The organism is Nocardia sp. NPDC003269 (genome assembly GCF_042888005.1).
Classification (GTDB): domain Bacteria; phylum Actinomycetota; class Actinomycetes; order Mycobacteriales; family Mycobacteriaceae; genus Nocardia.
Genome location: NZ_JBIAPA010000001.1, coordinates 1,460,610 through 1,484,281 on the forward strand (window position 1 = coordinate 1,460,610; position 23,672 = coordinate 1,484,281).

17 protein-coding genes are annotated in these 23,672 nt (G+C 71.5%); 8 read left to right on the plus strand and 9 right to left on the minus strand.

Features of this window, described 5'->3' with window-relative positions; translation table 11 throughout:
* Window positions 1-3 precede the first annotated feature (3 nt).
* A complete protein-coding gene (locus tag ACFYWJ_RS06680) occupies window positions 4-1,452 on the minus strand; it encodes an aldehyde dehydrogenase (protein ID WP_355274967.1) in 1,449 nt (482 codons plus the stop codon).
* Window positions 1,453-1,663: 211 nt separating this feature from the next.
* Between ACFYWJ_RS06680 and ACFYWJ_RS06685 the strand changes: the two genes are divergently transcribed.
* Entirely contained in the window at window positions 1,664-1,960 is a 297-nt protein-coding gene (locus ACFYWJ_RS06685; RefSeq protein WP_355274964.1) for a hypothetical protein, read from the plus strand.
* Here the strand turns inward: ACFYWJ_RS06685 and ACFYWJ_RS06690 are convergent.
* Window positions 1,888-2,760: a class I SAM-dependent methyltransferase gene (locus tag ACFYWJ_RS06690; protein WP_355274961.1), complete on the minus strand. Its 873-nt coding sequence runs from the start codon at window positions 2,758-2,760 to the stop codon at window positions 1,888-1,890. The genes ACFYWJ_RS06685 and ACFYWJ_RS06690 overlap by 73 nt on opposite strands.
* A gap of 155 nt (window positions 2,761-2,915) precedes the next feature.
* On the opposite strand from ACFYWJ_RS06690, the gene ACFYWJ_RS06695 reads away from it, so the two are divergent.
* Window positions 2,916-4,085, plus strand: coding sequence for a glycosyltransferase family 4 protein (locus tag ACFYWJ_RS06695; protein ID WP_355274958.1), 1,170 nt, complete (start codon window positions 2,916-2,918; stop codon window positions 4,083-4,085).
* On the opposite strand, the gene ACFYWJ_RS06700 is transcribed toward ACFYWJ_RS06695, so the two are convergent.
* Window positions 4,051-6,543 carry a hypothetical protein gene (locus tag ACFYWJ_RS06700; RefSeq protein ID WP_355274956.1) on the minus strand — a complete coding sequence of 831 codons (2,493 nt, stop codon included), beginning with the start codon at window positions 6,541-6,543 and terminating at the stop codon, window positions 4,051-4,053. The two genes, ACFYWJ_RS06695 and ACFYWJ_RS06700, sit on opposite strands and share 35 nt — an antisense overlap.
* A gap of 189 nt (window positions 6,544-6,732) precedes the next feature.
* Here ACFYWJ_RS06700 and ACFYWJ_RS06705 point away from each other — a divergent pair, with 189 nt between their 5' ends.
* The gene (locus ACFYWJ_RS06705) at window positions 6,733-8,244 is read left to right on the plus strand and encodes a polysaccharide biosynthesis protein (protein ID WP_355274953.1); all 1,512 of its coding nucleotides are present in this window, start codon (window positions 6,733-6,735) and stop codon (window positions 8,242-8,244) included.
* A 127-nt stretch (window positions 8,245-8,371) separates the two neighbouring features.
* Here ACFYWJ_RS06705 and ACFYWJ_RS06710 read toward each other — a convergent pair whose 3' ends face one another.
* Window positions 8,372-9,565, minus strand: a complete 1,194-nt coding sequence (locus ACFYWJ_RS06710) for a DUF3068 domain-containing protein (RefSeq protein WP_355274951.1) — start codon at window positions 9,563-9,565, stop codon at window positions 8,372-8,374.
* Window positions 9,566-9,710: 145 nt separating this feature from the next.
* Between ACFYWJ_RS06710 and ACFYWJ_RS06715 the strand changes: the two genes are divergently transcribed.
* On the plus strand, window positions 9,711-10,895 hold the full coding sequence (locus tag ACFYWJ_RS06715; protein ID WP_355274948.1) for an acyltransferase: 1,185 nt from the start codon (window positions 9,711-9,713) through the stop codon (window positions 10,893-10,895).
* On the opposite strand, the gene ACFYWJ_RS06720 is transcribed toward ACFYWJ_RS06715, so the two are convergent.
* The 4 genes from ACFYWJ_RS06720 to ACFYWJ_RS06735 all read right to left on the minus strand — a co-directional run bounded on the left by ACFYWJ_RS06720 (window position 10,892) and on the right by ACFYWJ_RS06735 (window position 17,001).
* Window positions 10,892-15,142 carry an alpha-(1->3)-arabinofuranosyltransferase gene (locus tag ACFYWJ_RS06720; protein WP_387161422.1) on the minus strand — a complete coding sequence of 1,417 codons (4,251 nt, stop codon included), beginning with the start codon at window positions 15,140-15,142 and terminating at the stop codon, window positions 10,892-10,894. The two genes, ACFYWJ_RS06715 and ACFYWJ_RS06720, sit on opposite strands and share 4 nt — an antisense overlap.
* A complete protein-coding gene (locus tag ACFYWJ_RS06725; RefSeq protein ID WP_181698846.1) occupies window positions 15,123-15,293 on the minus strand; it encodes a DUF2613 domain-containing protein in 171 nt (56 codons plus the stop codon). Before ACFYWJ_RS06725 ends, ACFYWJ_RS06720 begins: the two co-directional genes overlap by 20 nt.
* A 67-nt stretch (window positions 15,294-15,360) precedes the next feature.
* Entirely contained in the window at window positions 15,361-16,476 is a 1,116-nt protein-coding gene (locus ACFYWJ_RS06730) for an isochorismate synthase (RefSeq protein ID WP_355274944.1), read from the minus strand.
* 57 nt (window positions 16,477-16,533) lie between these two features.
* The gene (locus ACFYWJ_RS06735; protein WP_355274941.1) at window positions 16,534-17,001 is read right to left on the minus strand and encodes a universal stress protein; all 468 of its coding nucleotides are present in this window, start codon (window positions 16,999-17,001) and stop codon (window positions 16,534-16,536) included.
* A gap of 113 nt (window positions 17,002-17,114) precedes the next feature.
* Here ACFYWJ_RS06735 and ACFYWJ_RS06740 point away from each other — a divergent pair, with 113 nt between their 5' ends.
* The 3 genes from ACFYWJ_RS06740 (at window position 17,115) to ACFYWJ_RS06750 (ending at window position 20,417) form a co-directional block, all read left to right on the plus strand.
* Window positions 17,115-18,293 (plus strand): glycoside hydrolase family 3 N-terminal domain-containing protein, encoded by a 1,179-nt coding sequence (locus ACFYWJ_RS06740; RefSeq protein WP_355274938.1) that lies wholly within the window; start codon window positions 17,115-17,117, stop codon window positions 18,291-18,293.
* 85 nt (window positions 18,294-18,378) lie between these two features.
* Window positions 18,379-18,978, plus strand: a complete 600-nt coding sequence (locus ACFYWJ_RS06745) for a TetR/AcrR family transcriptional regulator (RefSeq protein ID WP_218716025.1) — start codon at window positions 18,379-18,381, stop codon at window positions 18,976-18,978.
* Between the two features lie 131 nt (window positions 18,979-19,109).
* Entirely contained in the window at window positions 19,110-20,417 is a 1,308-nt protein-coding gene (locus tag ACFYWJ_RS06750; RefSeq protein ID WP_355275420.1) for a DUF5685 family protein, read from the plus strand.
* A 7-nt stretch (window positions 20,418-20,424) separates the two neighbouring features.
* Here ACFYWJ_RS06750 and ACFYWJ_RS06755 read toward each other — a convergent pair whose 3' ends face one another.
* On the minus strand, window positions 20,425-22,293 hold the full coding sequence (locus ACFYWJ_RS06755; RefSeq protein WP_355274935.1) for a VanW family protein: 1,869 nt from the start codon (window positions 22,291-22,293) through the stop codon (window positions 20,425-20,427).
* A 337-nt stretch (window positions 22,294-22,630) separates the two neighbouring features.
* On the opposite strand from ACFYWJ_RS06755, the gene gnd reads away from it, so the two are divergent.
* Window positions 22,631-23,662 carry a phosphogluconate dehydrogenase (NAD(+)-dependent, decarboxylating) gene (gnd, locus tag ACFYWJ_RS06760; protein WP_355274933.1) on the plus strand — a complete coding sequence of 344 codons (1,032 nt, stop codon included), beginning with the start codon at window positions 22,631-22,633 and terminating at the stop codon, window positions 23,660-23,662.
* The last annotated feature ends 10 nt before the right edge of the window (window positions 23,663-23,672 follow it).

The following is a 23,672-nucleotide window of genomic DNA, read 5'->3' on the forward strand; positions in this document are numbered from 1 at the left end:
CGACTACTCCGCCGTCCAGCCCATCGGCATCAGCACGGACTTCTGCTCGCAGAACGCGTCCAGGCCCTCCGGGCCGTTCTCGCGGCCGATGCCCGAGTTCTTGTACCCACCGAAGGGCGCGGTGGGGTCGAAGGCGTACCAGTTGATGGCGTAGGTGCCGGTGCGCACCTTCGCCGCGACCTCGAGGCCGTGGTCGATGTCGGTGGTCCACACCGAACCGGCGAGGCCGTAGTCGGAGTCGTTCGCGATGGCGATCGCCTCCTCCTCGGTCTCGTACGGGATCACCGAGAGCACCGGGCCGAAGATCTCCTCCTGGGCGATGGTGCTCGCGTTGTCGACGTCGGCGAAGATCGTCGGCTCGACGAACCAGCCGCGCTCGACGCCGGCCGGCCTGCCGCCGCCGAGGACCAGGCGCGCGCCCTCTTCCTTGCCCTTGGCGATGTAGCCTTCCACCCGCTCGCGCTGCTTCTCACTGATCAGCGGGCCGAGCTGGGTGGCCGGGTCGGTCGGGTCGCCCGCCTGCATGGTCTTGACGTGCGCGACCAGCGCGTCGACGATCTCGTCGTAGCGGCTGCGCGGGGCGAGGATGCGGGTCTGGGCGACGCAGCCCTGTCCGCTGTTCATCAACCCGGAGAACGCGAGCACGGGAATGCTGGCGGCGAGGTCGACGTCCTCGAGCACGATGGCGGCCGACTTGCCGCCGAGCTCCAGCGAGACCGTCTTGAGCTGCTCGCCCGCGATCGCGGCCAGCTTGCGGCCGACCGCGGTGCTGCCGGTGAAGGTCACCTTGTCGACGCCGGGGTGGCTCGCGAGGTACTCGCTCTCCGCGGCGTCGGCGGGCAGGACGGAGAGCACGCCGTCCGGCAGACCGGCCTCGGTGAAGATGTCGGCGAGGATGTTGGCCGTCAGCGGGGTCAGCGGCGAGGGCTTGAGCACCACGGTGCAGCCGGCCAGCAGGGCGGGGCCGAGCTTGTTGGCGGCCAGGAACAGCGGGACGTTCCAGGCGGTGATCGCCGCGACGACGCCGCGGGGTTCCCGTGAGACGCGCGAGGTTCCGAACAGGCCGGTGCGAGTGTCGTTCCACTGGAAGGTCTTCGCCAGCGCCGCCCACGCGTCCAGCGCGGCGACGGCCGGAAGCTGGTTGAGCGTCAAGGCGGCTAACGAAGGCGCGCCCATCTCCGCGGTGAGCGCGGCGAGCAACTCGGGCGAACGCTGCTCGATCAGTCGGGCCGCCTTGGTGAGCACCTCTGCTCGTTCCAGTGGCGGTGTGGATGGCCACGGTCCGCTGTCGAAGGCGTCGCGGGCCGCGGCGACCGCGGCGTCCACATCGGCCTTCGTCACCGCGGGCACGCTGCCGACGGTCTCCTCCGTTGCGGGTGAGACCACGGAAATGCGGTCACTACCGGCAGGGGTGGTCCACTTCCCGCCGATGAACAGACTGTCGTAGTGCATAAGAACACGTTACAGTTTTGTGGCCGGGTTGTCTGCAACACGTTCTAATTCGCTGTGCCGCAACGACTGTGAACAGGGCGAATTCCAACCTGTCGGTTCGCTTTTCGGGTAAACGCACTATTGCGTTCTGTTGTTGAAAAGGGGATGCTTTAGCTACTGATCAGCTCGCTCGATTCATCAGACCTTTACAGCGAATTGGGGAGACCGACTCATGGCTGTGCAAGTGATCGGCCGATCGTTGATGACCAGCGACCAGACCGACCATCAAGCGAAGAGTGTAGGCAGCGGGGGATGGGTTGTGTCATTCCTGCCCGGCCGGACGCTCACGATCGAGCAGGCAACTGCCGCCATTCAGGCCGCTGAGGCGGTCGCGATGGTCGGGGCGCTGGCTGATCAGGTCGGCCTGACCACGCTGGAGACGGTGGGCCTGGCGATTCAGGAGTCGCCGTGGGTGGCCGCGCTACCCGAGCCGGTCCGCCGGTCGCGTCGATTGAGCTGGCTGGCCTGATCGCCCTTGGTGGCCACGACCACCAGGTTGCTCACCAGTAGCTCGCGGATCACCGGAACTCGAACCAGCCACCACGCCCAGCGCGGGTGGTACCGGGGGAAGACCGTCCGGACGTCGGCTGAAGTCGTTGCCGCCCAGCGCAAACCGTCGGCGGCGGTCACCGCGAACAGTGACCTGCCGAACCTGTTCTTCGGTTCCCTGCCGTGCTTACGGCGGTACCGGCGGGCCGCGTACTCGCCACCGAGGTAGTGCCAGAGGCCGGTCTCGTGACCACCGAACGGCCCGTGCCACACCGTGTAGGAGTACACGATGAGGCCACCGGGCTTGGTCACGCGCACCATCTCCTCCGCCATCACCCACGGGTGCGGCACGTGCTCGGCCACGTTCGAGGAGAAGCAGACGTCGAAGGCGTCGTCACGGAACGGCAGTGCCATGCCCGATCCGCGGACCGACCCGGAGACCCGCAGGCCGGCGGCGTGCATCTCGGACGGATCGGGCTCGACCGACACGTAGCGCGCCCCCGCCGCGGTGAACTCGTCGGCGAAGTACCCGGGGCCGCCGCCCACGTCGAGGACGACGGTGCCGGTGAGGTCGCGGCCGGTGATGTCGGCGTAGAAGTCGCCGATCAGGTCGGCGCTGTCGGTGGCGATGCCGCCGTAGAACCTGGCCGGGTCGGACTGCTCGAACCGGAAGCTGGTGAGCAGCCGCAGGGAGCGGCGCAGCGTCGCGCGGCGCGCGAACCTGGACTGGTCGCGGCGCTGGACGGGCTGCTCGGTTCTCGGCAGGGATGCGGTCGGCACGGCCAGAGTTTATGGGCAGCGTCACCGGGGCCGATCGCGTGGTCCGGCGGGACACAGCGGGACGGACGTGCCGATACAGATGTGTCGCGCAGACCACACCCGCTAGGGTGGGTGCCGACCTTTGTCCTCGACCGAACCGATTGCGAGCCCCGACCGTGCGTGAAGTCCTCCTGCTGTGCTGGCGTGACACGGGGCACCCGCAGGGCGGCGGCAGCGAGCGGTACCTGGAGCAGGTCGGCGCCCAGCTGGCCGCCCGCGGGATCAAGGTCACCCTGCGGACGGCCGGTTACCCGGGCGCGGCGCGCCGCGAGCGGATCGACGGCATCGACATCAGCCGCGCTGGCGGGCGCTTCACCGTCTATCCCCGGGCGCTGGCCGCCATCGTCGCAGGTCGGCTGGGCATCGGCCCCCTGCGCGGAGTGCGTCCCGACGTCGTGATCGACACCCAGAACGGCATTCCCTTCTTCGCCGCGGCCACCGGTGTGCCCTCGGTGGTGCTGGTGCACCACGGCCACCGGGAGCAGTGGCCGGTCGCCGGCAAGCTGGTCGGGCGGATCGGCTGGTGGATCGAGTCGCGGCTCTCGCCGCGCGTGCACCGCGACAACCAGTACCTGACCGTCTCGCTGCCCTCGGCCGAGGAGCTGGCGGTGCTCGGCGTCGACCGCGAGCGCATCGCCGTCGTGCGCAACGGTGCCGAGCCGGTGCCCGCCGAGGTCGTCCCCGGCGCCGACGGCACCCGCGCCGCGCATCCGCGCATCGCCGTGCTGTCGCGCCTCGTTCCGCACAAGCAGATCGAAGACGCGCTGACCGCCGTCGCCGCCCTGCGCGGGCGCTTCCCCGACGTGCACCTCGACGTGATCGGCGACGGCTGGTGGGCGCCGAACCTGCGCGCCTGCGCCGACGAGCTCGGCATCGCCGACGCCGTCACCTTCCACGGCCACGTCGACGAACAGCGCAAGCACGAGATCCTGTCGACCGCGTGGGTGCATGTGATGCCGTCGCGCAAGGAAGGCTGGGGCCTGGCCGTCATCGAGGCGGCCCAGCACGGCGTGCCGACCATCGGCTACCGCAGCTCGCGCGGCCTCACCGACTCCATCGTCGACGGCGTCACCGGACTGCTCGTCGACGACGCCCCCGCGCTGGCCGAGGCGGCCGCCGACCTGCTGGCCGATCCGGAGACCCGGCTCATGATGGGCGAGAAGGCGCGGGCCCGCGCACGGGAATTCTCCTGGGAGCAGACCGGTTCCGGGGTCTACGAGGTGCTGTCCGCCGCCGCCCGCGGCGCGTTCGTCACCGGATTGGTCGCCCCGCCCGCGCGGGACTGAGGCGCGGAAGCAGTGCGGCGGTGAGCAATCCGCCGATCAGCAGCGTCGCCCACAGCAGGTGCGCCGCCGCGGAAATCCACCGTTGCGCCGGCGTGGCGATATCGGTGGGGGCGTGGTCCGCGACCCGGTACAGGGCCAGATCCGCGTCCTGATAAGCCAGTTCCGCCGCGGCGAGGGTCTTCCCGGAGTCGCCCAGCGGGCCCGGCGTCGTGCGTTCCACGACGATCCAGCCGACGCCGAGCGCGGCGATCTCAGCGGGTGCCGCGCCCCTGAGCAGCGCGTCCTCGACCCGGCGCGCCCGGTTGCCCTCACCGTTGACGGCGTAGCCCCGGACCCGCAGCTCACCGGTTTGCAGCACGTCGTTCGGCAGGATGCGTGGCGCCGGATCGAGCACGGGAGCTGTTCCGCTGTAGGGGAATCGGCGGAACATGCCGGTCGGGAGAACGGCCACATCGCCGGGCGCGTCCATTCGCTCGACAACCTGCGCCCACCCCGCCGGGTAGTGCGCCGGCCGCATCTCGCCGCCGACACCCCAGGCCAGATCGGCCAGCGGGAGGATCAGCAGGGCTATGAAAAGGACGGCCACCGTGGAGGTTCCGCGTTCGGTTCGTGCGGTAGCCGCTGTCGGAGTGGCGATGTCCGTGTTCCCCGGATCTGCGTGGTCCGAGGCTGTCGGTGCAGCATCGACCGGGCCTGTCGGTGCAGCCCGGCTGGCGTCCGCTGGATTGGCGTAGATGGAGTGTGACGGTGCGGCTGCGCTGGCGTCCGCTGGATGGGCGTCGATGGAGTCTGTCGGTGCGGCTGCGCTGGCGTCCGCTGGATGGGCGTCGATGGAGTCTGTTGGTGCAGCCCGGCTGGCATCCGCCGGACCGGCGTCGATGGAGTCTGTTGGTGCAGCCCGGCTGGCGTCCGCCGGACCGGCGTCGATCGAGCCGGTGGGCTTGGCGTGGGTCGACTCCGTCGGATCGGCTTCGACGGAGTTTGTCGGGCCGGCGAGGGGTGTGCCCGCCGGACCGGCGTGCTGGACGTCTTGGCTTGTCGTTGGACCCGGTTGTGCCGATGCTGTCCGGCGGGCCCAGCGGAGGACCGTTCCGCACGCCGCTGCCGCGCACAGCGCGTAGGCGGGCAACGCCAGCGCGACGTACTTCTGCGTGTCGCGCAGCAGGCCCGCGCCGGGGACGTGCACCACCAGCCACTCGCCGACCGCGAGACCGGGGCCGGTCGCGCCGAGTGCGGGCAGCACGATCGCCAGCGCGGCGATCACCAGCAGTGCCCGGCCGTCGCGGCCCAGCGTCCACACAGTGCGCACGCCGAGCGCGACGATGCCGAGCAACAGCACGGTGCCGACCAGTGCCAATGGCGTCGTCCGGGTGGCGGGTACCGCCTCGCTGTTCCAGATCCCGCCCAGCCCGGCCAGGCTTCCCAGCGTGCCGAGCCACGGCTCGGCCCTGGCCGCGAACGCCGACACGCCCGCCGGATCCGACGGTTCGGCGCCGGAGCCGAGCGCCGTCGCGGTCAGCCAGGGCGCGCACGTGAGGATCCACAGGACCGTGGCGGGCAGGAAAGCCCGCCGCCCGACCAGCGCGAGCCCGATGATCGCGGCCAGCAGCGACCCCGTCGGCGTCAGCCCGGCCGCCGCGAAACCCGCTGTCAGCGCAGCCCAGGCGCCGATCGCCGCGCTCTTCGTGGAAGACGTGTTGCCGTCGGCCGTGGTGCGGTGTGTCGCGCTGCTGTCGAAGGGCGCTGCGCGGTCGGCCGTGGTGCGGTGTGTCGCGCTGCTGTCGAAGGGCGCTGCGCGGTCGGCCGTGGTGCGGTGTATCGCGCTCCTCTCGGAGGATGCTGCGCCGTCGGCCGTGGTGCCGTGTGCCGCGGTCCTGCCGGAGGTTGTCGTGCCGTCGGCCGTGGTGCCGTGTACCGCGTTCCTGCCGGAGGATGCCCCGTCGGCCTGGATGCCGTTAGTCGCACTCGTGCCCGAGACCGCCTGGCTGCGGGGCTGCGTCGCTTGTCGGACGCGGGCGGCGGCCAGGGCGATCCAGGGGAGGGCGGCGTAGCCGGTGAGGAGGCTCCAGTGGCCCTGGAGGAGGCGTTCGGCGACGTAGGGGTTCCAGAGGGCGATGGTGGCGGCGACGAGTTGGGCGGGGGTGGATGCGGTGAGGAATTCGCGGGTGAGGGCGGCAGCGCCGTAGCCGGCGGCCCACAGGGCGACGATCAGGATCGCCTTGACCAGCAGGCCACCGTCGATCACCGGCGACAATACGGCGAGCAGTGCGTCCTGCGGGACGGCGCGCGGGGCGGCGGCGCCGAGGCCGAGGGCGGAATCGGTGAGGTAGGAGCGGGGCGTGCTGACGGCGTCGCGGAGCAGCAGGTACCCCGAACCGGCCAGCGGTCCGACGATGATCAGCGCGAGCAGCGCGCAATATCCGGCCACCCAGGCCCTCGCACGCCGATCTCCCGTCACGCCAGTGCACCTTACGTCCCGTCGATCGGTCGCGGGCCCGGCGGGCTGGCGGCACCAAGGTGAGTCCGGCCGGACTCACATTTTCGGGGTACTGGTGATACGAAGGGCGCGGAGGTGCGACGATGAGGCGTGTCCTCGGTCCGTCGCCCCCCTGTCGTTGCTGACCTGACCTGGGTGACGGCAGGCGCGATGACCGCCAACGTCGCCGGGTACCTGCTGCAACTGCTCGCAGGCCGCTGGCTCGGCGTCGCCGGGTACAGCGAGTTCGCGAGCCTGCTCGCCGTGCAGCTGCTGTGCGCCGTGCCCGCGCTGGCCATGCAGAACGTGGTGGCGCGCGAGGTGGTCCGCGGCGCGGATCTGCGCGCGGTGCGGGCGATGCAGTGGCGGTGTGCCGCGCTGGTCGCCGCGGTCGCGGTGGTGCTGGTCCCGGTGGTCGCCGGGCTGCTGCACGTCGGCGTGTGGGCGGCCGCCGCCGCGCTCGGTGCGGCTCCCGCGCTGGTCGTGCTCTCCGGCGAACAGGGAATCCTGCAAGGCGGCAACCACTTCCGTGCCTTGGCCGCCGTGCTCGCGATGGCCGGAACGGCACGCGTCGCTCCCGCGCTGCTCGCCCTCGCCCTCGGCGGCGGCGCGGCCGGTGCGCTGTGGGCGGGCGCGGCGGGCATCGTCTGCGCGGCGATCATCGCGGGCCGCATCGCCCGCTCGACCGCGCGCGAGCCGGAGCCGGACGCCAGGACAGCCGCGCATCCGGGGCAGGCCGGGCGCGAGCTGGACGCCGGAGCGGCTGCGCGTCCGGAGCAAGCCGGGCGCGAGCCGGACGCCAGAGCGGCCGCGCACCCGCAGCAGGCCGGGGTGCGCGAGGGATCGTCGATCGTGGCCTCGGTGTCGCCGCAGGTCGGTGCGGGCGGATCGCGGCGCGACGCGACGGACGACCGCGAGTCCGCCGAGGGCGGTCCGCAGGCCGGGGTGCGTGCGGCTTCGTCGATCCCTGCGTCGGCGTCGCCGCAGGTCGGTGCGGGTGTATCGCGGCGCGGCGCGACGGACGACCGTGAGTCCGCCGGGGCGAAGAACCGGACGATCGGTGTGCTGCCGGTGCTGCGGGCCGTGCAGGTGCAGGCGGCGCTCATGGCGCTGTCCTCGGCGGACCTGATCGTTGTGCGGATCGTGCTCGACGACGTCGACGCGAGCCGCTACTCGCTGGGCACCATCGCGACGAAGATCGCGTTCTGGCTGCCCCAGGCCGTCGGCGTCGTGCTGTATCCGCGCATGGCCCAGCCCACGCACTCGGCCCGCGCGATCCGCGACGCGCTGTCGGTGCTGTCGATCATCGGCGTCGTCGCGGTGCTCGGTGCCGCGCTGGCTGCCCCGCTCGCCCCGCTGTTCGCCGGGCAGGACTACGCGCCGATCCAGGGCATGCTGTGGCTGTTCGCGCTGCACGGCGCGATCCTGGCCGTCCTCCAGGGCGCCTTGCTGTCCGCGATCGCCGTCGAACGCACCGCCCTGGCCGCCGTCACCTGGATCGGCCTGGTCCTCGAAGTGACCCTCATGCTCACCTTCGCCCGCACCATCGGCGCACTGATCACCACCGCGGTCTCGGTCGCCGCCGTCACCACCCTGATCGTCGCCGTCGTCGTCCTGCGCACCGCCGCCCGCGCGACCACCCGCAACCCCGCCCCCACCGTCTCGACAGGCAGCGTCTCGTAGCCCGGGAACGAAAGTCGCGTGGTTCCACAGGCATCCACATCATCTGTGGACAACGACGTGAGCGAGGCCAGGAAACGACAACGGCCCCGGTCGTGATGACCGGGGCCGTGCGCGGGAACTACATCCCTCAGGGACGCTTGTTGATATCGATCTGCTCGGTCGGCGCGTCGTAGTCACCCCGGTTGAACTGGGTGGTCGGCGCGTCGTCGGCGTCCCAGCTCGCGGTGTCGTCCGGGGCGGCGGTGGGGGCCGGGGTCGGACGGGCGCCGCGGGGGCTGGCGTGCTGCGGGGTGCTGCCGCCGCCGCGCAGGCCGAGGAACAGGCCGGCGAGCAGGGCGATCACGCCGAGGATGCCGAACACGATCGGCACGACGCGGCCGAACAGCGACAGCTTGTCGGTGTTCTCCTTGGCGATCGCGATCTGCGACTCGATGGTGTTCTCGTCGAACACGATGTGCGACTTGAGCGCGGTCACCTCGGGCTTGTCGGCCGAGCGGGCGTAGAACAGGTGGATCGACTCGCCGCCCTTGATGACGGTGCCGGTCTCCGGCTCGACCCACAGGTCACGCACATTGGTGTAGTAGCGGGTCATGGTGACCGGCTGATCGGCGGGCACGTCGGTGACGCCCCACTTCGACGCGGGCAGGGTCAGCCGGTTGGTCGGCGACTGCACGACGTCCCAGGTGCTGGTGACCGGCGCGGTCATCTGGAAGTGGTAGACCTTCGTGCTGTTGATCTCGGTCTCTTCGATGAAGTTCGCGTCGAAGGACTTGCGCACGTTGATGTCGAAGTACGGGTACGTCTTCTTCTCGGTGCCGATCGGGAAGCGGTAGCCGAGGCCGGTGTGCTGCACCGGCTCCATGACGCTGCCGTCCTTGTTGACGGTGACCGCGATCGAGCCGTTGGGCTCGGTGTCGACCGGCATGCCGGTCACGCGGTCGATGGTGACGCGGTCGATGGTGGCGGTGAGCAGACCGGTGTCGCCCTGCACGTCGGTGCGGCGCAGCGTCTGGCCTGCCTGCAGCGTCATCTCGTCGGCGTCGGAGGGCTCCTCGACGGTGACGAAGCGCTGCGAGACCAGCGGCACGTCCTTGTTCACGACGGCGGGTCCGTCGCCGGTGGTCAGCGACTTGGAGTCGAGGACGAGACTGTCCTCGCCCTTCTGGTTCTCGGCGATCGTGGTGATCTCGAGGTCGAGCGGAGTCTTGGCCACCTTGCTCACGGTGTAGGTGGGGATCATCAGCGCGGCGACGAGTAATGCCGCGCCCAGACCCACGAGCACGCAGGCGACCGTCCTTCTGGTACCGGCACTCAGTGCCATGCAAACTCTCCTCGTCGTTCGAACACCGGATCCTCCGGTGGTCTGGTATTGCACCTAGCCCTCGTGAGCCCCGACACTAACAGCCCGACTGCGCAGTGTGCCGTGCTGCGCCCGGTAAATCGCCGACACGGCAGACTGGAGCGTGATGACGACCGCTACCGCCCCCGTTTCACCGCCCCGCGCCTTCAATCCCGCCCTCGAGGGGATGCGCGGAATGGCGGCACTCGGTGTGCTGTTGACCCACGTCGCGTTCCAGACCGGTGCGAGCGGGATCGCGGTCATCGGCCCGATCCTGGAGCGCTTCGACATGGCGGTCGCGGTGTTCTTCGCGCTGTCGGGCTATCTGCTGTGGCGCCCGCACGCGGCCGCAGCGCGCGGGCTCGGCACCGCCCCCGGCACGATCCGCTATCTGCTGCATCGCCTCATGCGCATCATCCCCGCGTACTGGGCGGTGGTGGTGTTCGTGCTGGTGCTGCTGCCCGGCGCGGCGCAGTCGGCGAATCTGCGGGTGTGGGTGTCGAACCTGTTCCTGCTGCAGGTGTTCGTGCCGCTCACCCTGACCGAGGGGCTCACCCAGATGTGGAGCCTGTCGGTGGAGGTGGCGTTCTATCTGGTGCTGCCGCTGCTGGCCTTCGCGATCGTGCGGCTGCGCGGCGCCGCCGCGCGCTGGCGCGTCCCGGTGATCTGCGCGCTGATGGCGGTCACGCTGACCTGGAATCTGTGGCCCGTCCCGACCCCGGACGCCATCCACGCCGACAACTGGCTGCCCGGCTATCTGCCGTGGTTCGCGGCGGGCATGCTGCTCGCCGAGCTGATCTACCAGGCGCGGCCCGAGGCCTGGTGGCGCGCGCCGTTCGCCAGTCAACCGCTGATGTGGGCGATCGCGCTGGCCGCCTTCCTGCTCTCGGCCACCGAGTTCGGCGGCCCGGCCGGCCTGGAGCGGGCGGAGCCGTGGCAGTACGCGATGAAGATGCTGCTCGGCACGATCATCGGGTTCGGCCTGCTCGCCCCGCTGGTGCTGCGCCCCGGAGACGCCGCGCCGCACCGCTGGCTGGAATCGCCGACCGCCGCCACGCTGGGTCGCTGGTCCTACGGCATCTTCCTGTGGCACCTGGTGGTGCTCACCATGGTGTTCCCGGTGTTCGGCCTGCTCCCGTTCAACGGCAACTTCGGCTACGTCCTGGTGCTCACCACCGCGCTGACCCTGCCGCTGGCCGCCGCGAGCTTCGCGCTGATCGAGGACCCGGCGCGGCGGCTGGCCCGGCGCTGGGACAAGGCCGCGGCCGCCCGCCGCGCCGCGCGGGCCGAGGCGGTCGCCGCGTCGCGCTAACGCCGACGACGTGGCAGCGCCGCGACACCGACCGCGATCACGGCGATGACCGCGGGCGCCTGCGCCCACAGCGAGCCGCCCATGTAGGGGCTGCCCGAACGCCACGTGCCGGTGGACAGCGCGGCCGCCGAGATCAGCGTCCCGAGCCCGGCCACCCACGGCAGCGTCCGCGCGGTCAGCGCGGGGCGGAACCGGCTACCGGCCAGCGCGAGCAGCGTGAACACCGCGCCCACCGGCCCCGACACCACGGTCACGACACCGGTCAGCCCGAGCGCGGCGGCCCAGCGCACGCCCCAGGTCACCGGCGCAGGCCCGGCGTCGGGCACCTCGCGCCGCCGCGGAATCGCCAGCAGGACCAGCGGAATCAGCAGCAGCAGCCCACCGAAGATGGCGAGCCGGTACCAGCGGTCGGCCGGGAACGAGACGGTGATCTCCCCGGTCGTGCCCGCCGGGACGAGCCACGCCTGCTGCCATCCGTCGACGACCACCGGTGACAGCGCGCGCCCGTCGGCGGTGTGCGCCTGCCAGCCCACATTGGTGCTCAGCGGCAGAACGAGCAGCTGGGTGCCCGGATCGGCGGGCGCGGGCGCGATCGGATCGGTGCGCACGAGCCGCAACCGGTCGACGGTGAACAGCTCGGTCGGCGCGACGGTGAGATCGGGATGGCCGGGGAGCAGCTCGAGATCGGCCGCGTCCGCCGCGCAGGCCCGCGCGGACACCGGTGCGCCGGAACGGAGTTCGTCGGCGGTGGCGGTGATCGTCGTCTGCACGGTGCGACCGCCGATCGCGATCACCGGACCGTCTTCACAGCCGATGGTGACCAGCCGGTCGCCCGCCGCGTGCGCCGGATACTCGGGGCCGAGCACCTCGACCTCGGCCAGGCCGGTCGGCTGGGTGAGCACGAAGCCGAGCGCGGTGCGGTCGAGCACCTCGTTCCAGCTCTGGATGCTGATCTCGACGCGATCGGTGACGGTGGGGTACAGCGAGATCCGCGCGGGTTCGCCGTGTTCGCGCTCGGGCAGTTCGCGCACCTGCGGACCGTTGCCGAGGTTGACGATGACGGCGGTGGCGGTGGCGGGGAGCCCGCCGAGCGCGGTGGTGATGTCGAGTCCGGTGACCTCGGCGGGTTCCGGAAGTTCCAGCACCAGGGTGGGTTTGGCCCCGGCGAGCCCGCGGACCGTGGCCTCGGGCGCGGTCCAGGTGGTCTTCGGATCGCCGTCGGTGGCGGCGAAGGCGGCGCCGCGCAGGTCACCGACGTCGGCCTTGCCGCGCGCCACCGGCCGGGTGTGGTCGGTGAGCAGGGCCTCGAGCGCCGGGCCGGGCCGGGTGCGCACGGTCAGGTCGGTGCTGGCGGTGAGTGGTTCGGGCACGGCGAGCGTGCGCCCGAAGACGCCCGGCTCCTCGGCGGGCAGGCCGAGTCCCTTGCTGCAATGCACCCGGTCGGGGCCGTCGAAACAGGCACTGCGGCCGGGGAATTCCTGGCCGAGGTCCCAGCCGGTGACGGTGGTGCCCGGCGCGACGTCGGGCAGCACGACCCGGTGCCGGATGTCGACCCGCACCGGGGCGTCACGCACGCTGTAGTCGTCGAGGGTGAGTTCGCTGATCCCGAACTGGCCACCGCTGGTACCGGTTTCGGTCCGCGCGGCGGTGATCATCACCCAGTCCGTCTCGCCCGCGGGCAGCGGAACCGTCGCCGGCGCACCGGGTTCGGTGATCCGCGCCGACACAGTGCCGCGGGAGGTACGGACCTCCACCCATTTCACCGGGTCGCCCAGCGCGGCGGCCGTGGTGGTGAAACGCAGCGAGCCGACGGTGATCGGCTTGTCCAGATCGAGCCGGAGCCACTGGCCGAGCGCGGGTTCGGCGCCGTTGCTGATCCAGGCGGTGCTCGGATCGCCGTCGACGGCGGCGGCGGTCGAGCTGCCGGGCGCGGCGCCGCCGATCTGGGTGGCGTCGGCGGCGGAACTGGACGCGGTCACCTTCGCGCCGGACCATTCGCCCCGGACGAGGGGGGTGCCCTCGACCGGGTAGTCGGGCACCAGGTTGTGCGTGCGGCGGGCGTCGTCGGCGGCGCGGACGGCGGAGTTGTGGTTGTCGACCCGGCCGAAATCGGCCTCGCGATCCATCGGGGTGTCGGTCAGCAGGACCGGCTTCGGCGGCAGCCCGGCGCGCGCGGCGTCGGCGGTGAGCAGCACCGGGGCCGTGGGGTTTCCGGTGTCGCGGCGAACGCGCTCGAGCACCTCGGGACCACCCTGGACGACGGGCACGGTGTCCAGCGGCACGGTGTACGCGCCCGGGAATCCCGGCGGCGCGCCGGTCCCGCCGCGCACCGTCACCGGGGTGCCCGGCGAGGGCACCTCGACCCGATAGATCTCGATCGCCGGGTAGGCGGGCTGGAGGTCGTTGTCCACGACCAGGCCCGCGTCGGCCGCGCGCGGCCCGATCAGGTCGCCGAATTCGGCCACCTTCGTCAGCCCCGGCGAGCCCTCGATCGCCCGGTGCGCCAGCATCGGCCGGGTCGAGCGGGAGGTCTCGGGGTCGAGGTCGTTGCGCAACACCAGGACGCCGATGCCCTGATCGGCGAGGGTGGCGGCCAGCCCGGTCGACGGCCTGCCGTCGGCGATGAGCCGTTGCACCGAATCCATCGCGCGGATGGTGCCCGGCGGATTCAGCGGCACCGAGTCGCGCACGGCCCAGGGCGTCTCGGCCAGGGCTTGCAGCGGTTCGTCGCGGGTCAGGCCCCAGATCTGGCTGCCGAACGGCGCGCCTGGCACGACCAGCGCGCGGGTGTCGGCGGCGTTGTCGGCCAGCCATTCGGCGGTGTCGGTCCAGTACGCGGGCACCCGGTCGTAGGCGCCGCGCGGCGCGAGCTTGCCGGTCCAGGCCAGCGAGGTGGCCAGCGTGAGCGCGGCCAGGATCAGCGCGGCGACGGCGACGATCCGGTCCCGCTCCGGGTGGGCGAAGGTGTTGCGCCACTCGCGCAGCGGCACCGAGGCGGGCAGCGGTACCCGGCCGAGCAGGTGGGCGAGGCCGACCACCAGCGGCAGCCGGATCAGCGGTTCCAGCTTGTGCACATTGCGCAGCGGCGCGCCGCCGGAGTCGAGGAACACCCGCACCGATTCGGCGAACGGACCGCCGAGCGTGCCGACGTAGCCCGCGCAGATGCCGGCCAGCCCGACCAGCAGGATCAGCGTGAACCGCCCCCGGTACGGCATGGACGACCGCGCCAGCCCGGCCATGCCCGCCGCGGCGAGCAGCCCGGTCGCGAGCACCGCGGCGGGCTGGGTGACCAGCACCGCGCCCGCGATCCGCTCCGGCGAGACGAACGGGGTCCAGCTGTCGGTGCCGCGCAGCACCTCGGCCAGCGAGGCCCACTGCGTCGTCACCCCCGAGGACTCGATGTAGTCGAGGAACGGCGGGCTCACCTTGCCGAGCAGCAGCAGCGGCACGACCCACCAGAAGGTCGCCAGCACCAGCAGCGGAATCCACGCGGCCGTGAACCGCCACCAGCGCCGATTCGGCCGGTAGGAGGCCCACCAGAGCGCGGCGGGCAGGAACGCGGCCACGGTCGCGACGGCGTTCACCGAGCCCATCAGAGCCAGTGCGAGCGCGCTACCGGCGGGTGAGAGCGCCCCGCCCCGCCTGTTCCCCTTGGTCGCTGCCGCACCGGGCCCGCCCGCATCCCGCCGGTTCCGTACCGCGACCCCGAGGGCGGCTGGTGCCAGCAGTACCCATGGCGCCAGCATCATCGGCAGCGTCTCCGAGGAGATCGAGCCGAGCGTGGTGAGCACCCGCGGCGACAACGCGAACGCGATACCGGCGATCACCCGCGACCCGCGCGCGCCGATCCCCAGCGTCTCGCACAGCTTGACGATGCCCCAGAACCCGGCGAGCAGCAGCAGCGCCCACCAGACGCGCTGGGTCACCCACGCGGGCAGCTGCAGCAGATGACCGGCGGAGAAGAAGGTGCCGTGCGGGAAGAAGTAGCCGTAGGCCTGGTTCTGCACCTGGCCCATCGGAGCCTGACTGCTCCACAGGTGCGATGCCCGTGCGAGGAATCCGAGCGGGTTCTGAGCGAGGTCGTACTTGGTGTCCGCGACGGTGAGCCCTGGCGCCTGCGCGAACGTCAGGACGAAGGCGGCTACGACCGTGCCGACGAACCAGCGCCAACCCAGTGGAGCCGTGTCCGGGTGCCCCGCTAGGGGGCGTGACGCGCGGGCGTCGGACTCAGCGGCTGCCGTATTCAGGAGCGTTGAGCAGCGAGGAATCCTTGTCACCGCTGCGGTCGATCGAGGGCGCCGAGTTCTGCTGCACCGCGGCCGTGATCGCGAAGACGGCGATAGCGCTCAGCAGGGCGCCGCCGACCGCGCTGGCAACAGCCGGAACAGCAAACTTCATCGCGCACTCCAATACGCTCGACGTCGGGGTGGTACCTCGGTCAACCTAGCAGGTGTCGGCCGTCAGGTCAGTGATCGGGCACGTCGCAATGCAGCGCGCCGAGCAGTGTCCGGAATTTGGCGGTGGTCTCGGCGAGCTCGGCCGCCGGATCCGACGCCGCCACGATCCCGCCGCCCGCGCTCGCGCGCAGCGTGCGCCCGTCGGCCGCGAGCTCGGCGCCGCGGATCGCGACGACCCATTCGCCGTCGCCGTCGTCGGCGCACCAGCCGACCGCGCCGCCGTAGAAACCGCGGCGCGGTTCGTCGGCGGTGATCGCGGCCAGCGCGGCGGCGAACGGCGTCCCGTTGACGGCGGGTGTCGGATGCAGCAGCAGCGCCAGGTCGAGTGCGGTGGTCGACGGGTCGCGCAGCACGCCGTGGATCGGGGTGGCCAGATGCCAGACCTGTTCGGTGCTCAGCAGTTCGGGCGCGTCGGGGATGTGCAGCTCCCGGCAGACCGGGGTGAGCTGCTGCCGGATCCACTCGATCACGTACCCGTGCTCGTCGTGGTTCTTGGCGCTGGACAGCAGTTCCCGGGCCTGTGCAGCGTCGGCGTCCGGATCGGCGAGCCGGGGCAGCGTGCCCGCCAGCGGATGCAGGCTGACGCGGGTGCCGTGCCGCGCGACGAGCACCTCCGGCGTCGCGCCGAGCAGCGTCTCGCCCGGTCGCCCGGCCGCCGTCAGGTCCACCGCGTACACATTGGCGTTGGGATGCCGGGTCAGCAGCTGACCGGCGACGACCTCCGGTTCCAGCGGCGCGTCGGCCTCGATCAGCAGGGTCCGCGCGGCGACCACCTTGCGCAGCTCGGTGCCGGGATCGCCGAGCTGTTCGACCAGCTTCGTCACCCGCGCCACGTGCTCGGCGGCGGTGGGCAGCTCGGCGACGACCCGAACGGCGGGCAGCGCGGGCAGTGCGGCGGGCCGCCACGGTCCGGCCGTGTGCAGCGCGGTCTCCGGCTGCCACAGCGCCGCGGGCTCCTCCGGGTCGAACGGCAGCGCGCCGACGATCAGCCGCGGACCGGTCCCGCTGCCGGGCGCCGTCCACCGGCGCAGCGTGTCGACCGCCTGCCGCGGGTCGGGGTAGCTGGCGCGCACCCCCGCCGCGCGCAGCACCCCGTCGGGGCGGGCCAGCAGGAATCGGTTCATGGTGGTTCGACCATAGCCGCGCCGACCGTGGCCGGGAACGGGGGAGCGATCGAACTCTCAGTGCTCCGGCGGCACCAGCAGGACGGGCCGGTGGCCGTGCTTGAGCACCGCCTCGGCCACGCTGCTGTGCAGCAGCGCGCGCAGTCCGGTGGCGCCGCGGGTGCCCGCGACGATGATGTCGACGTCGAGCTCGTCGGCGCAGTCCACGATCGCGTTCCAGATGGTCGTGGTGCACTCGGCGGTGCGCGGTTCGGCGTGGATGCCCGCCAGTTCGGCCAGGTGCACGCCCTCGGCGTTGATCTTGCGGGCATCGGTGTAGGCGATGTCCTCGATCTCCTCGTCGGGCACCCAGTCCGGTTGCATCACCCCGGCCAGCCCGGAGATGCGGGCCGCCTGGCGCACCATCGGTTCCCAGGCGGTGAGCAGGATGGCGCGCTCGGCGGTGAGGAAGCGGCCCGCGTACTCGATGGCCCGCTTGGCGTGTTCGGAACCGTCGTAGGCGATGAGCATCCGATCGCAAGCCATGACGACCTCCTGCGCTGGTACAGCGTCTTGTGCAGTCAGATTACCCCCGCCCGACCGGGTCCAACCGGATCCGGTGCCGCGGGTCGGGCCCGGCCGGGACTACCGTGGAGCGCATGCGGAAATCGCCTGTGGTCGTGTTCGCAGTCCTAGCCGCCGTCGCCACCGCCTGTTCGGGAGGATCGTCGACCGAGACGACACCGACGGCGAGCGGAACCGGCGTCCCCTCCGCCGCGCAGGGGGGTGACCCGACCTCGCCGGTGACCGGCACGCCCGCGCAATCCGCCTGCGGCGCCGACTATCTCGCGAAACTCACCCAGCGCGAGAAACTCGCGCAGCTGCTGACCGTCGGCATCACCGGCTCGGCCGACGCCACGAACGTGGTGAGCACCGAGCAGGTCGGCGGCATCTTCATCGGCAGCTGGACCGATCCCGGCCTGCTGAACAACACCCAGCTGGACGCGGTGAAGGCGCTGGCCAAGGCACCGCTGATGGTCACCATCGACGAGGAGGGCGGGCGGGTCTCGCGCGCCAAGAACCTCATCGGCGTCGCGCCGTCGGCCAGGGAGATCGCGCAGACCCAGACGCCGGAGCAGCACTACCAGAACACGCTGACCAGGTCGAAGGCCCTGAAGGACCTCGGCGTCACCGTCGACTTCGCCCCCGATGTCGACGTGAGCAGCCAGCCCGCCGACAGCGTCATCGGCGACCGCTCCTACAGCGACGACCCGCAGGTCGTCACCGAGTACGCGGGCGCCTACATCCGCGCCTCCAACGAGGTCGGCCTCGGCGCGGTCATGAAGCACTTCCCCGGCCACGGCTCCGGTTCCGGTGACTCGCACACCGGCGCGGTCCGGACGCCGCCGCTGTCGGAGCTGCAGAACAAGGACCTGGTCCCGTTCCGCAATCTGGTGAACTCCGGCGCGGCCGTGATGGTCGGCCACCTCGACGTGCCCGGCCTGACCGAGCCCGACGTCCCGGCCAGCATCAGCCCGGCCGTGATGTCGCTGCTGCGCGAGGGCACCGGCTACGGCGCGCCGCCGTACAACGGCCCGATCTTCACCGACGATCTCGGCGGCATGGCGGCCATCACCGCCCGCATGTCGATCTCCGACGCGGTGGAGGCGGCACTGGTCGCCGGCGCCGACAATGCCCTGTGGATCAGTACCGACGCGGTGCCCCAGGTGCTCGACCGTTTGGAACAGTCGGTGGCGAGTGGCAAACTGCCCGCCGACCGGGTCGACGCCTCCGTGCTGCGGATGGCGCGCTACAAGGGCGTACAGCTGGGCTGCTGAGGCGGTCCGGCGACTGTGCGGCAAATGGGCACGGGCGAACTTACCTTGGAGTAATATAGGGGTTCACCCTGCGGTAGGAGAGTGGATGGCGGGCGGAACGAAGCGACTTCCCCGGGCGGTTCGTGAGCAACAGATGCTCGACGCCGCCGTCGAGGTGTTCGCACGCAAGGGCTTCCACGACACCTCGATGGACGCCATCGCCGCCGAGGCGAAAATCTCCAAGCCCATGCTCTACCTGTATTACGGCTCCAAGGACGAGTTGTTCCGGGCCTGCATCCAGCGCGAGGGCCTGCGCTTCATCGAGGCGGTGGCGCCCGCGGGCAACCCGCAACTCACCCCGCACGAGCAGGTGCGCACGGCGCTGGAGGGCTTCCTCGACTTCGTCGACCGCAACCGGCAGTCGTGGCAGGTGCTCTATCGGCAGGCAATCGGTCAGCAAGCTTTCGCGTCCGAGATCGACAACGCGCGCGAGCGGGTCATCGAGCTCACCGCGAAACTGCTCGAGTCCAGTGCCAAGCACGCCGATCCCGGCACCAATTTCGAGGTCGTCGCGGCCGCGGTGATCGGGGCGGGCGAGGCGATCGCCGACCGGGTCGCCGGCGGCCGGATCGAGGTGGCCGAGGCCGTCGACCTGCTCGACGATCTGGCCTGGCGCGGCCTGGCCGGTCGCAAGAAGGCGGAATAGCCCGCCACCGGTTGCTCGCGCTCGTCCGACCTGCCATCGTGCTCGACAGCGGGCGCTGAGGCGCGGCCATCGTCGGACCGGGCGGGGCCGCGGTGCGGGCGCCCGGGAGTTCCACGACAGACGGGGTGGCAGTGTTCGGTGTGTTGAAGCCGTGTGCGCACGGCGCGGCGAAATACGGCATCGATCCGGGGCACTGGCAGGCGCACATGTGCGGGCTGTGTCTCGGCCTGCGCGACGGGCACGGACAGCTGGCGCGCGCGGCGACCAACACCGACGCGATCGTGCTGAGTGTGCTCACCGAGGCTCAGTCCGGTGACGCCGACGCCCGCACCACCGCCGGGCCGTGCCCGCTGCGTGGGATGCGCCGGGCGTCGGTGGTCGCGGCCGACGCGCCCGGTGTGCAGCTGGCCGCCACGGCCTCACTGCTGTTGGGCGCGGCCAAGATTCGCGACCACGTCGACGACGGCGACGCTGGTCGGCTCGCTCGCCGTCCGATGGGGCGGGTCGCCGGGATCTGGTCGGCGGCCGCCCAGGCGCAGGCCGACCGGATCGGCCTCGACGTCGGCCCGTTGTTCACGGCTATCGACAGTCAGGCTGCGCTGGAGGCGCTCGCCGCGGCGAACGGCCCCGGCCGCGTCACCGAAGCGGCGGTCGCCGTTCGGCAGGCGGCGGGGTGGGTCGGCGCCGCGTCGTCGCCCGCGAAGCCGCATGGGCCGACCATGGCTCGCACCGACGACTCGAGTACCACGCCGATCGCCCTCGATCAGCTGACCGGCCCGACCCAGCTCTGCGCGGCCACCCTGTTCGGCCACACCGCCACCCTGGCGGGCCGCCCGGAAAACGTTGCGGCCCTGCAGGAGATCGGTCGCCATGTCGGCCGGATCGCGCATCTCGCCGATGCCATCGAAGACCTCGAACGCGACCGTCTGCGCGGCCGCTTCAACCCACTGGAAGCGACCGGCACCGACATGCCGCGCGCCTATGATCTGCTGCGCGAGAGCGAATCTCGTATCCGCGCGGCCGCCGCCGAAGCGAAGCTCGACCAGCTGCCCACCGTCCGCTGGGCGCTGCTCGACCCGCTGTCCGCGCTGCTGCGCAGAATGGGGCAGGGCCTCGGTCTCGCCGTCGGCCATGTCTGCCGCACTTCCGCGGTCGCGCAGCAGCATTCGCCGTACCAGTTCCCGACCCCTCCCGGGCAGCGGCCGACCAGGAGGCCCGGTCCGCTGAAGGCGGGCGGGCTGATCCTGGGCGTCTACTGCACCGGCGTCGCCTGCTGCGTCGACCACACCAGTCCGTGCACCGGTGAGCAGAAGGACGCCTGGGCCAAGCACTGCGACTGCGGCAGCTGCTGCGACTGCGGTGACTGCTGCGGCAACTGCTGCGGTGAGGACTGCGGGTGCGGCGACTGCTGCAGCTGCGACTGCAACTGCAACTGCTAGGAAACCCTCACTCGCACTTCACGATCGGGATCGGGTCGTACTTCACGGTCCGGGTGTGCCGGGAGACCTGGGCGCCGGTCTTGCGATCGGTGATCACCCTGGTGTCGGAGATGGTGAACCCGGGCGCGCCCTCGGAGGCGATGCAGTCCTTGCCCTTGGGCAGGGTGATCTCCTGCGGCTCGGTCGGCTTCGACTTCTCGCCGGTGATCGACTCCACGTCGACGGTCTTGGTGCCCCACAGGCGCACGGTGATGTCCGAGCCCGTCGCGACCGCCTGGATGTAGACGCCGGTCGCGGTGGTGTTGCGGAACGCCAGGTCGATCGCGCCGTCGAACACGGTGGCTTCGCGCGCCGCCGGGTACCGCGAGATGTAGTAGCTGTGCTCGGTGTGGCCCGCGTCCTCCATGCCGGCGAAGTAGGCCGCGTTGTACAGCGTGGTGGCGAACTGGCTGATGCCGCCGCCGACCGCCGTGCTCGGCCTGCCCTTGTCGATGATGCCGGACTCGACGTAGCCCTCCGCGGCGGTGCGCGGACCGGTGAACTCGTTGAGCGAGAAGGTATCTCCCGGCTTCACCACCGCGCCGTCGACCTTGGCGGCGACGGTGCGGATGTTCACGCCGGACGGGCCGCTGAAGCCGCCGGTGGTGAACTGGCCGACCATCTCGGTGATGCCGAGCGCGTTGGCGGCGTCGGTGGTGAGCTTGGGCTCGATCCGCTGGTACACCGCCTCGGTACTGCGGTTACCGGTGGCGGTGAGCAGGGCGGGCAGCTTCTCCAGCGTCTTGGGCCAGTCGACCTTGTTGCCCACCACGGCGGGCACCACGGTCGGCTTGCCCGCGCCGACGGTGAAGGTGGCGTCCTTGGGCTCCACCTCGGAGGCCGCCAATTGCGGTGCGAGCAGGGCGATCGCGGCGTCGTTGTCGATCTTCGGCGCCAGGCCACCGTTCCCGTCGGGCACGAAGCCGAGCACCCCGGCGATCTGCTCCGGCGTGAGCGTGGCGCGAATGTCTTTGCCGCTCACCGTGATCGGCGCGGAGATCGCCGGCGTGGCGATATCGCGCAGCGCGGCCTGCACGGCCTCGGTGCGCACCGCCACGGGCGCGGCCACCACGGGCAGGTCCAGTTCGCTGCTCGACGCCCAGCGCTCGGTGATCGTGGTACGTGCGGCCGCGGTGTCGAGCACCCGGCCGGGCACCGGCGCGACCGCGACCGGCTTGCCGTTGACGAACCGCACCGTGCCTTCCACGGTCGGGTTGTCGTGCGCCTGGAAACCGGCCACCTGCTGATCCAGCGCCGCCGCGTCGACGGTGCTGACCACCGCGACGTCCCGGGTGCCGAACAGGGAGATCAGCCTGCTCACCGGATTGAGCGGCTGGTCGCCGACGGCGTCCCAGGTGCCGTCCCAGTCCACCTGCAGACCGGCCGTGGCGGGCACCATGCTGGCCTGCACGTCGCCGATCCGGACCGGCAGCGGTCGCTCGGCCTTGGGGCCGAGCTCGGCGTGCAGGAGCGCGTTCGCCTCGGACTCGTCCATGCCGCCGATGTCGACCCCGGCGACGACGGTGCCGCGCGGCACCTCGCCGTTGCTCAGGGCCAGGTCGGCCAGGTAGGCGGCGGCGCCGACGGCGAACACGGCGCCGACGGCGATGCCGATCCGCTTGGCCAGTTGCGGGGTACCGGCGCCGGTCGACGGCTGCGGCGCCGCCGGGGCGGGCGCAGGCGACCAGCGGTCACGGGTCACGGTGGCGAGGGGCTGGGTGGGCAGGGCGGCGGTGACGTCGGCATCGAAAGTGCGATTTGCTTCGAGCAGCTTGCGTAGTCCGACCTCGCCCCTTGGTCGGTCGGCCGGTCCGCCGACATTCGACTCGCTGGGCACGGAGGTCCTTCCGTTGGGTGTTATGGCGTCGTCCTGGATCAGGTGCGCCCGGCCCCAGATGTTTGCGGGGCCTCGGCCAAGGGTAACGGTGTTCGTCGTCCTCGGCACCCTGGCAACAGTGGATGGACAGCAGGAAGGCTCCGCGTAGTTGCCGGGTCGGGGGTCTGGCAACTACACGGAGCCGATCTGTTTATCGCGGCCCGTTCCGGGGCGTTACAGCCGTTTTTCCGGGCAGTTTCGGCGGCCCCCGGCGGCGCCACCGCGCCGATCCGGGCCCTCGCGCGGGACAATCGCACGTGAGACTCGACACCAGGTAGCGCGCAACGAGGGAGAACTGATGCAGCTGGGAATGATCGGCCTCGGCCGGATGGGTGCCAATATCGTGCGTCGCATCGTGCGCGACGGGAACACCGCCGTCGGTCACGAACGCCATCAGGGTCACATCGACGAGCTGAAGGCCGAGCTCGGCGACAGCTTCGACGGCAGCACCGACCTGAAGGAGTTCGTCGCCATGCTCGACGCCCCCCGCGTCGTCTGGGTGATGATCCCCGCGGGCGCGACCGGCGCCGCGATCGACAATCTGGCCGAGCTGCTCGAACCGGGCGACATCATCATCGACGGCGGTAACAGCCGCTACCACGAGGACATCGCGCGTGCGAAGGCGTTGGCGCCCAAGGGCATCCACTACCTCGACGTCGGCACCTCGGGTGGCGTGTTCGGCCTGGAGCGCGGCTTCTGCCTGATGATCGGCGGCGAGGCCGAGCAGGTGAGCTACCTCCAGCCGCTGTTCGAGTCCATCGCGCCCGGTGTCGAGGCCGCGCCGCGCACACCCGGCCGCACCGGCGCGCCGACCCCGGCCGAACAGGGCTGGCTGCACTGCGGCCCAGCCGGGGCTGGCCACTTCGTGAAGATGGTCCACAACGGCATCGAGTACGGCGCGATGGCCGCCTACGCCGAGGGCCTGAACATCCTCCAGCACGCCAACGTGGGCGCCACGCAGGGCGACGGCGAGCACTCGGCGGAGGAGACCCCGCTGGAGCACCCCGAGTACTACCGGTACGACCTGGACATCCCGGACATCACCGAGGTGTGGCGCCGGGGCTCGGTCGTCGCGTCCTGGCTGCTCGACCTCACCGCGAGCGCCCTGTACGCCGACCCGAACCTGGACGGGTACAGCGGTCGCGTCTCGGACTCCGGCGAGGGCCGCTGGACGATCGACGCCGCCATCGACACGGCGGTGCCGGTCCCGGTGCTGTCGGCGGCCCTGTTCCAGCGCTTCTCCTCGCGGGGTGAGGCGCTCTACGCCGACAAGATGCTCTCGGCCATGCGCAAGGCGTTCGGCGGCCACAACGAGCTCCCGGGGAAGTAGTCCGTCCAGG

Bases quoted from the DNA above. Each gene is read 5' to 3' on its own strand.
- gnd (WP_355274933.1), top strand. From the start codon at position 22,631: ATGCAGCTGGGAATGATCGGCCTCGGCCGGATGGGTGCCAATATCGTG.
- ACFYWJ_RS06715 (WP_355274948.1), top strand. From the start codon at position 9,711: ATGACGACCGCTACCGCCCCCGTTTCACCGCCCCGCGCCTTCAATCCC.
- ACFYWJ_RS06685 (WP_355274964.1), top strand. From the start codon at position 1,664: ATGGCTGTGCAAGTGATCGGCCGATCGTTGATGACCAGCGACCAGACC.
- ACFYWJ_RS06680 (WP_355274967.1), bottom strand. From the start codon at position 1,452: ATGCACTACGACAGTCTGTTCATCGGCGGGAAGTGGACCACCCCTGCC.
- ACFYWJ_RS06730 (WP_355274944.1), bottom strand. From the start codon at position 16,476: ATGAACCGATTCCTGCTGGCCCGCCCCGACGGGGTGCTGCGCGCGGCG.
- ACFYWJ_RS06735 (WP_355274941.1), bottom strand. From the start codon at position 17,001: ATGGCTTGCGATCGGATGCTCATCGCCTACGACGGTTCCGAACACGCC.
- ACFYWJ_RS06745 (WP_218716025.1), top strand. From the start codon at position 18,379: ATGGCGGGCGGAACGAAGCGACTTCCCCGGGCGGTTCGTGAGCAACAG.
- ACFYWJ_RS06740 (WP_355274938.1), top strand. From the start codon at position 17,115: ATGCGGAAATCGCCTGTGGTCGTGTTCGCAGTCCTAGCCGCCGTCGCC.
- ACFYWJ_RS06725 (WP_181698846.1), bottom strand. From the start codon at position 15,293: ATGAAGTTTGCTGTTCCGGCTGTTGCCAGCGCGGTCGGCGGCGCCCTG.
- ACFYWJ_RS06710 (WP_355274951.1), bottom strand. From the start codon at position 9,565: ATGGCACTGAGTGCCGGTACCAGAAGGACGGTCGCCTGCGTGCTCGTG.
- ACFYWJ_RS06705 (WP_355274953.1), top strand. From the start codon at position 6,733: ATGACCGCCAACGTCGCCGGGTACCTGCTGCAACTGCTCGCAGGCCGC.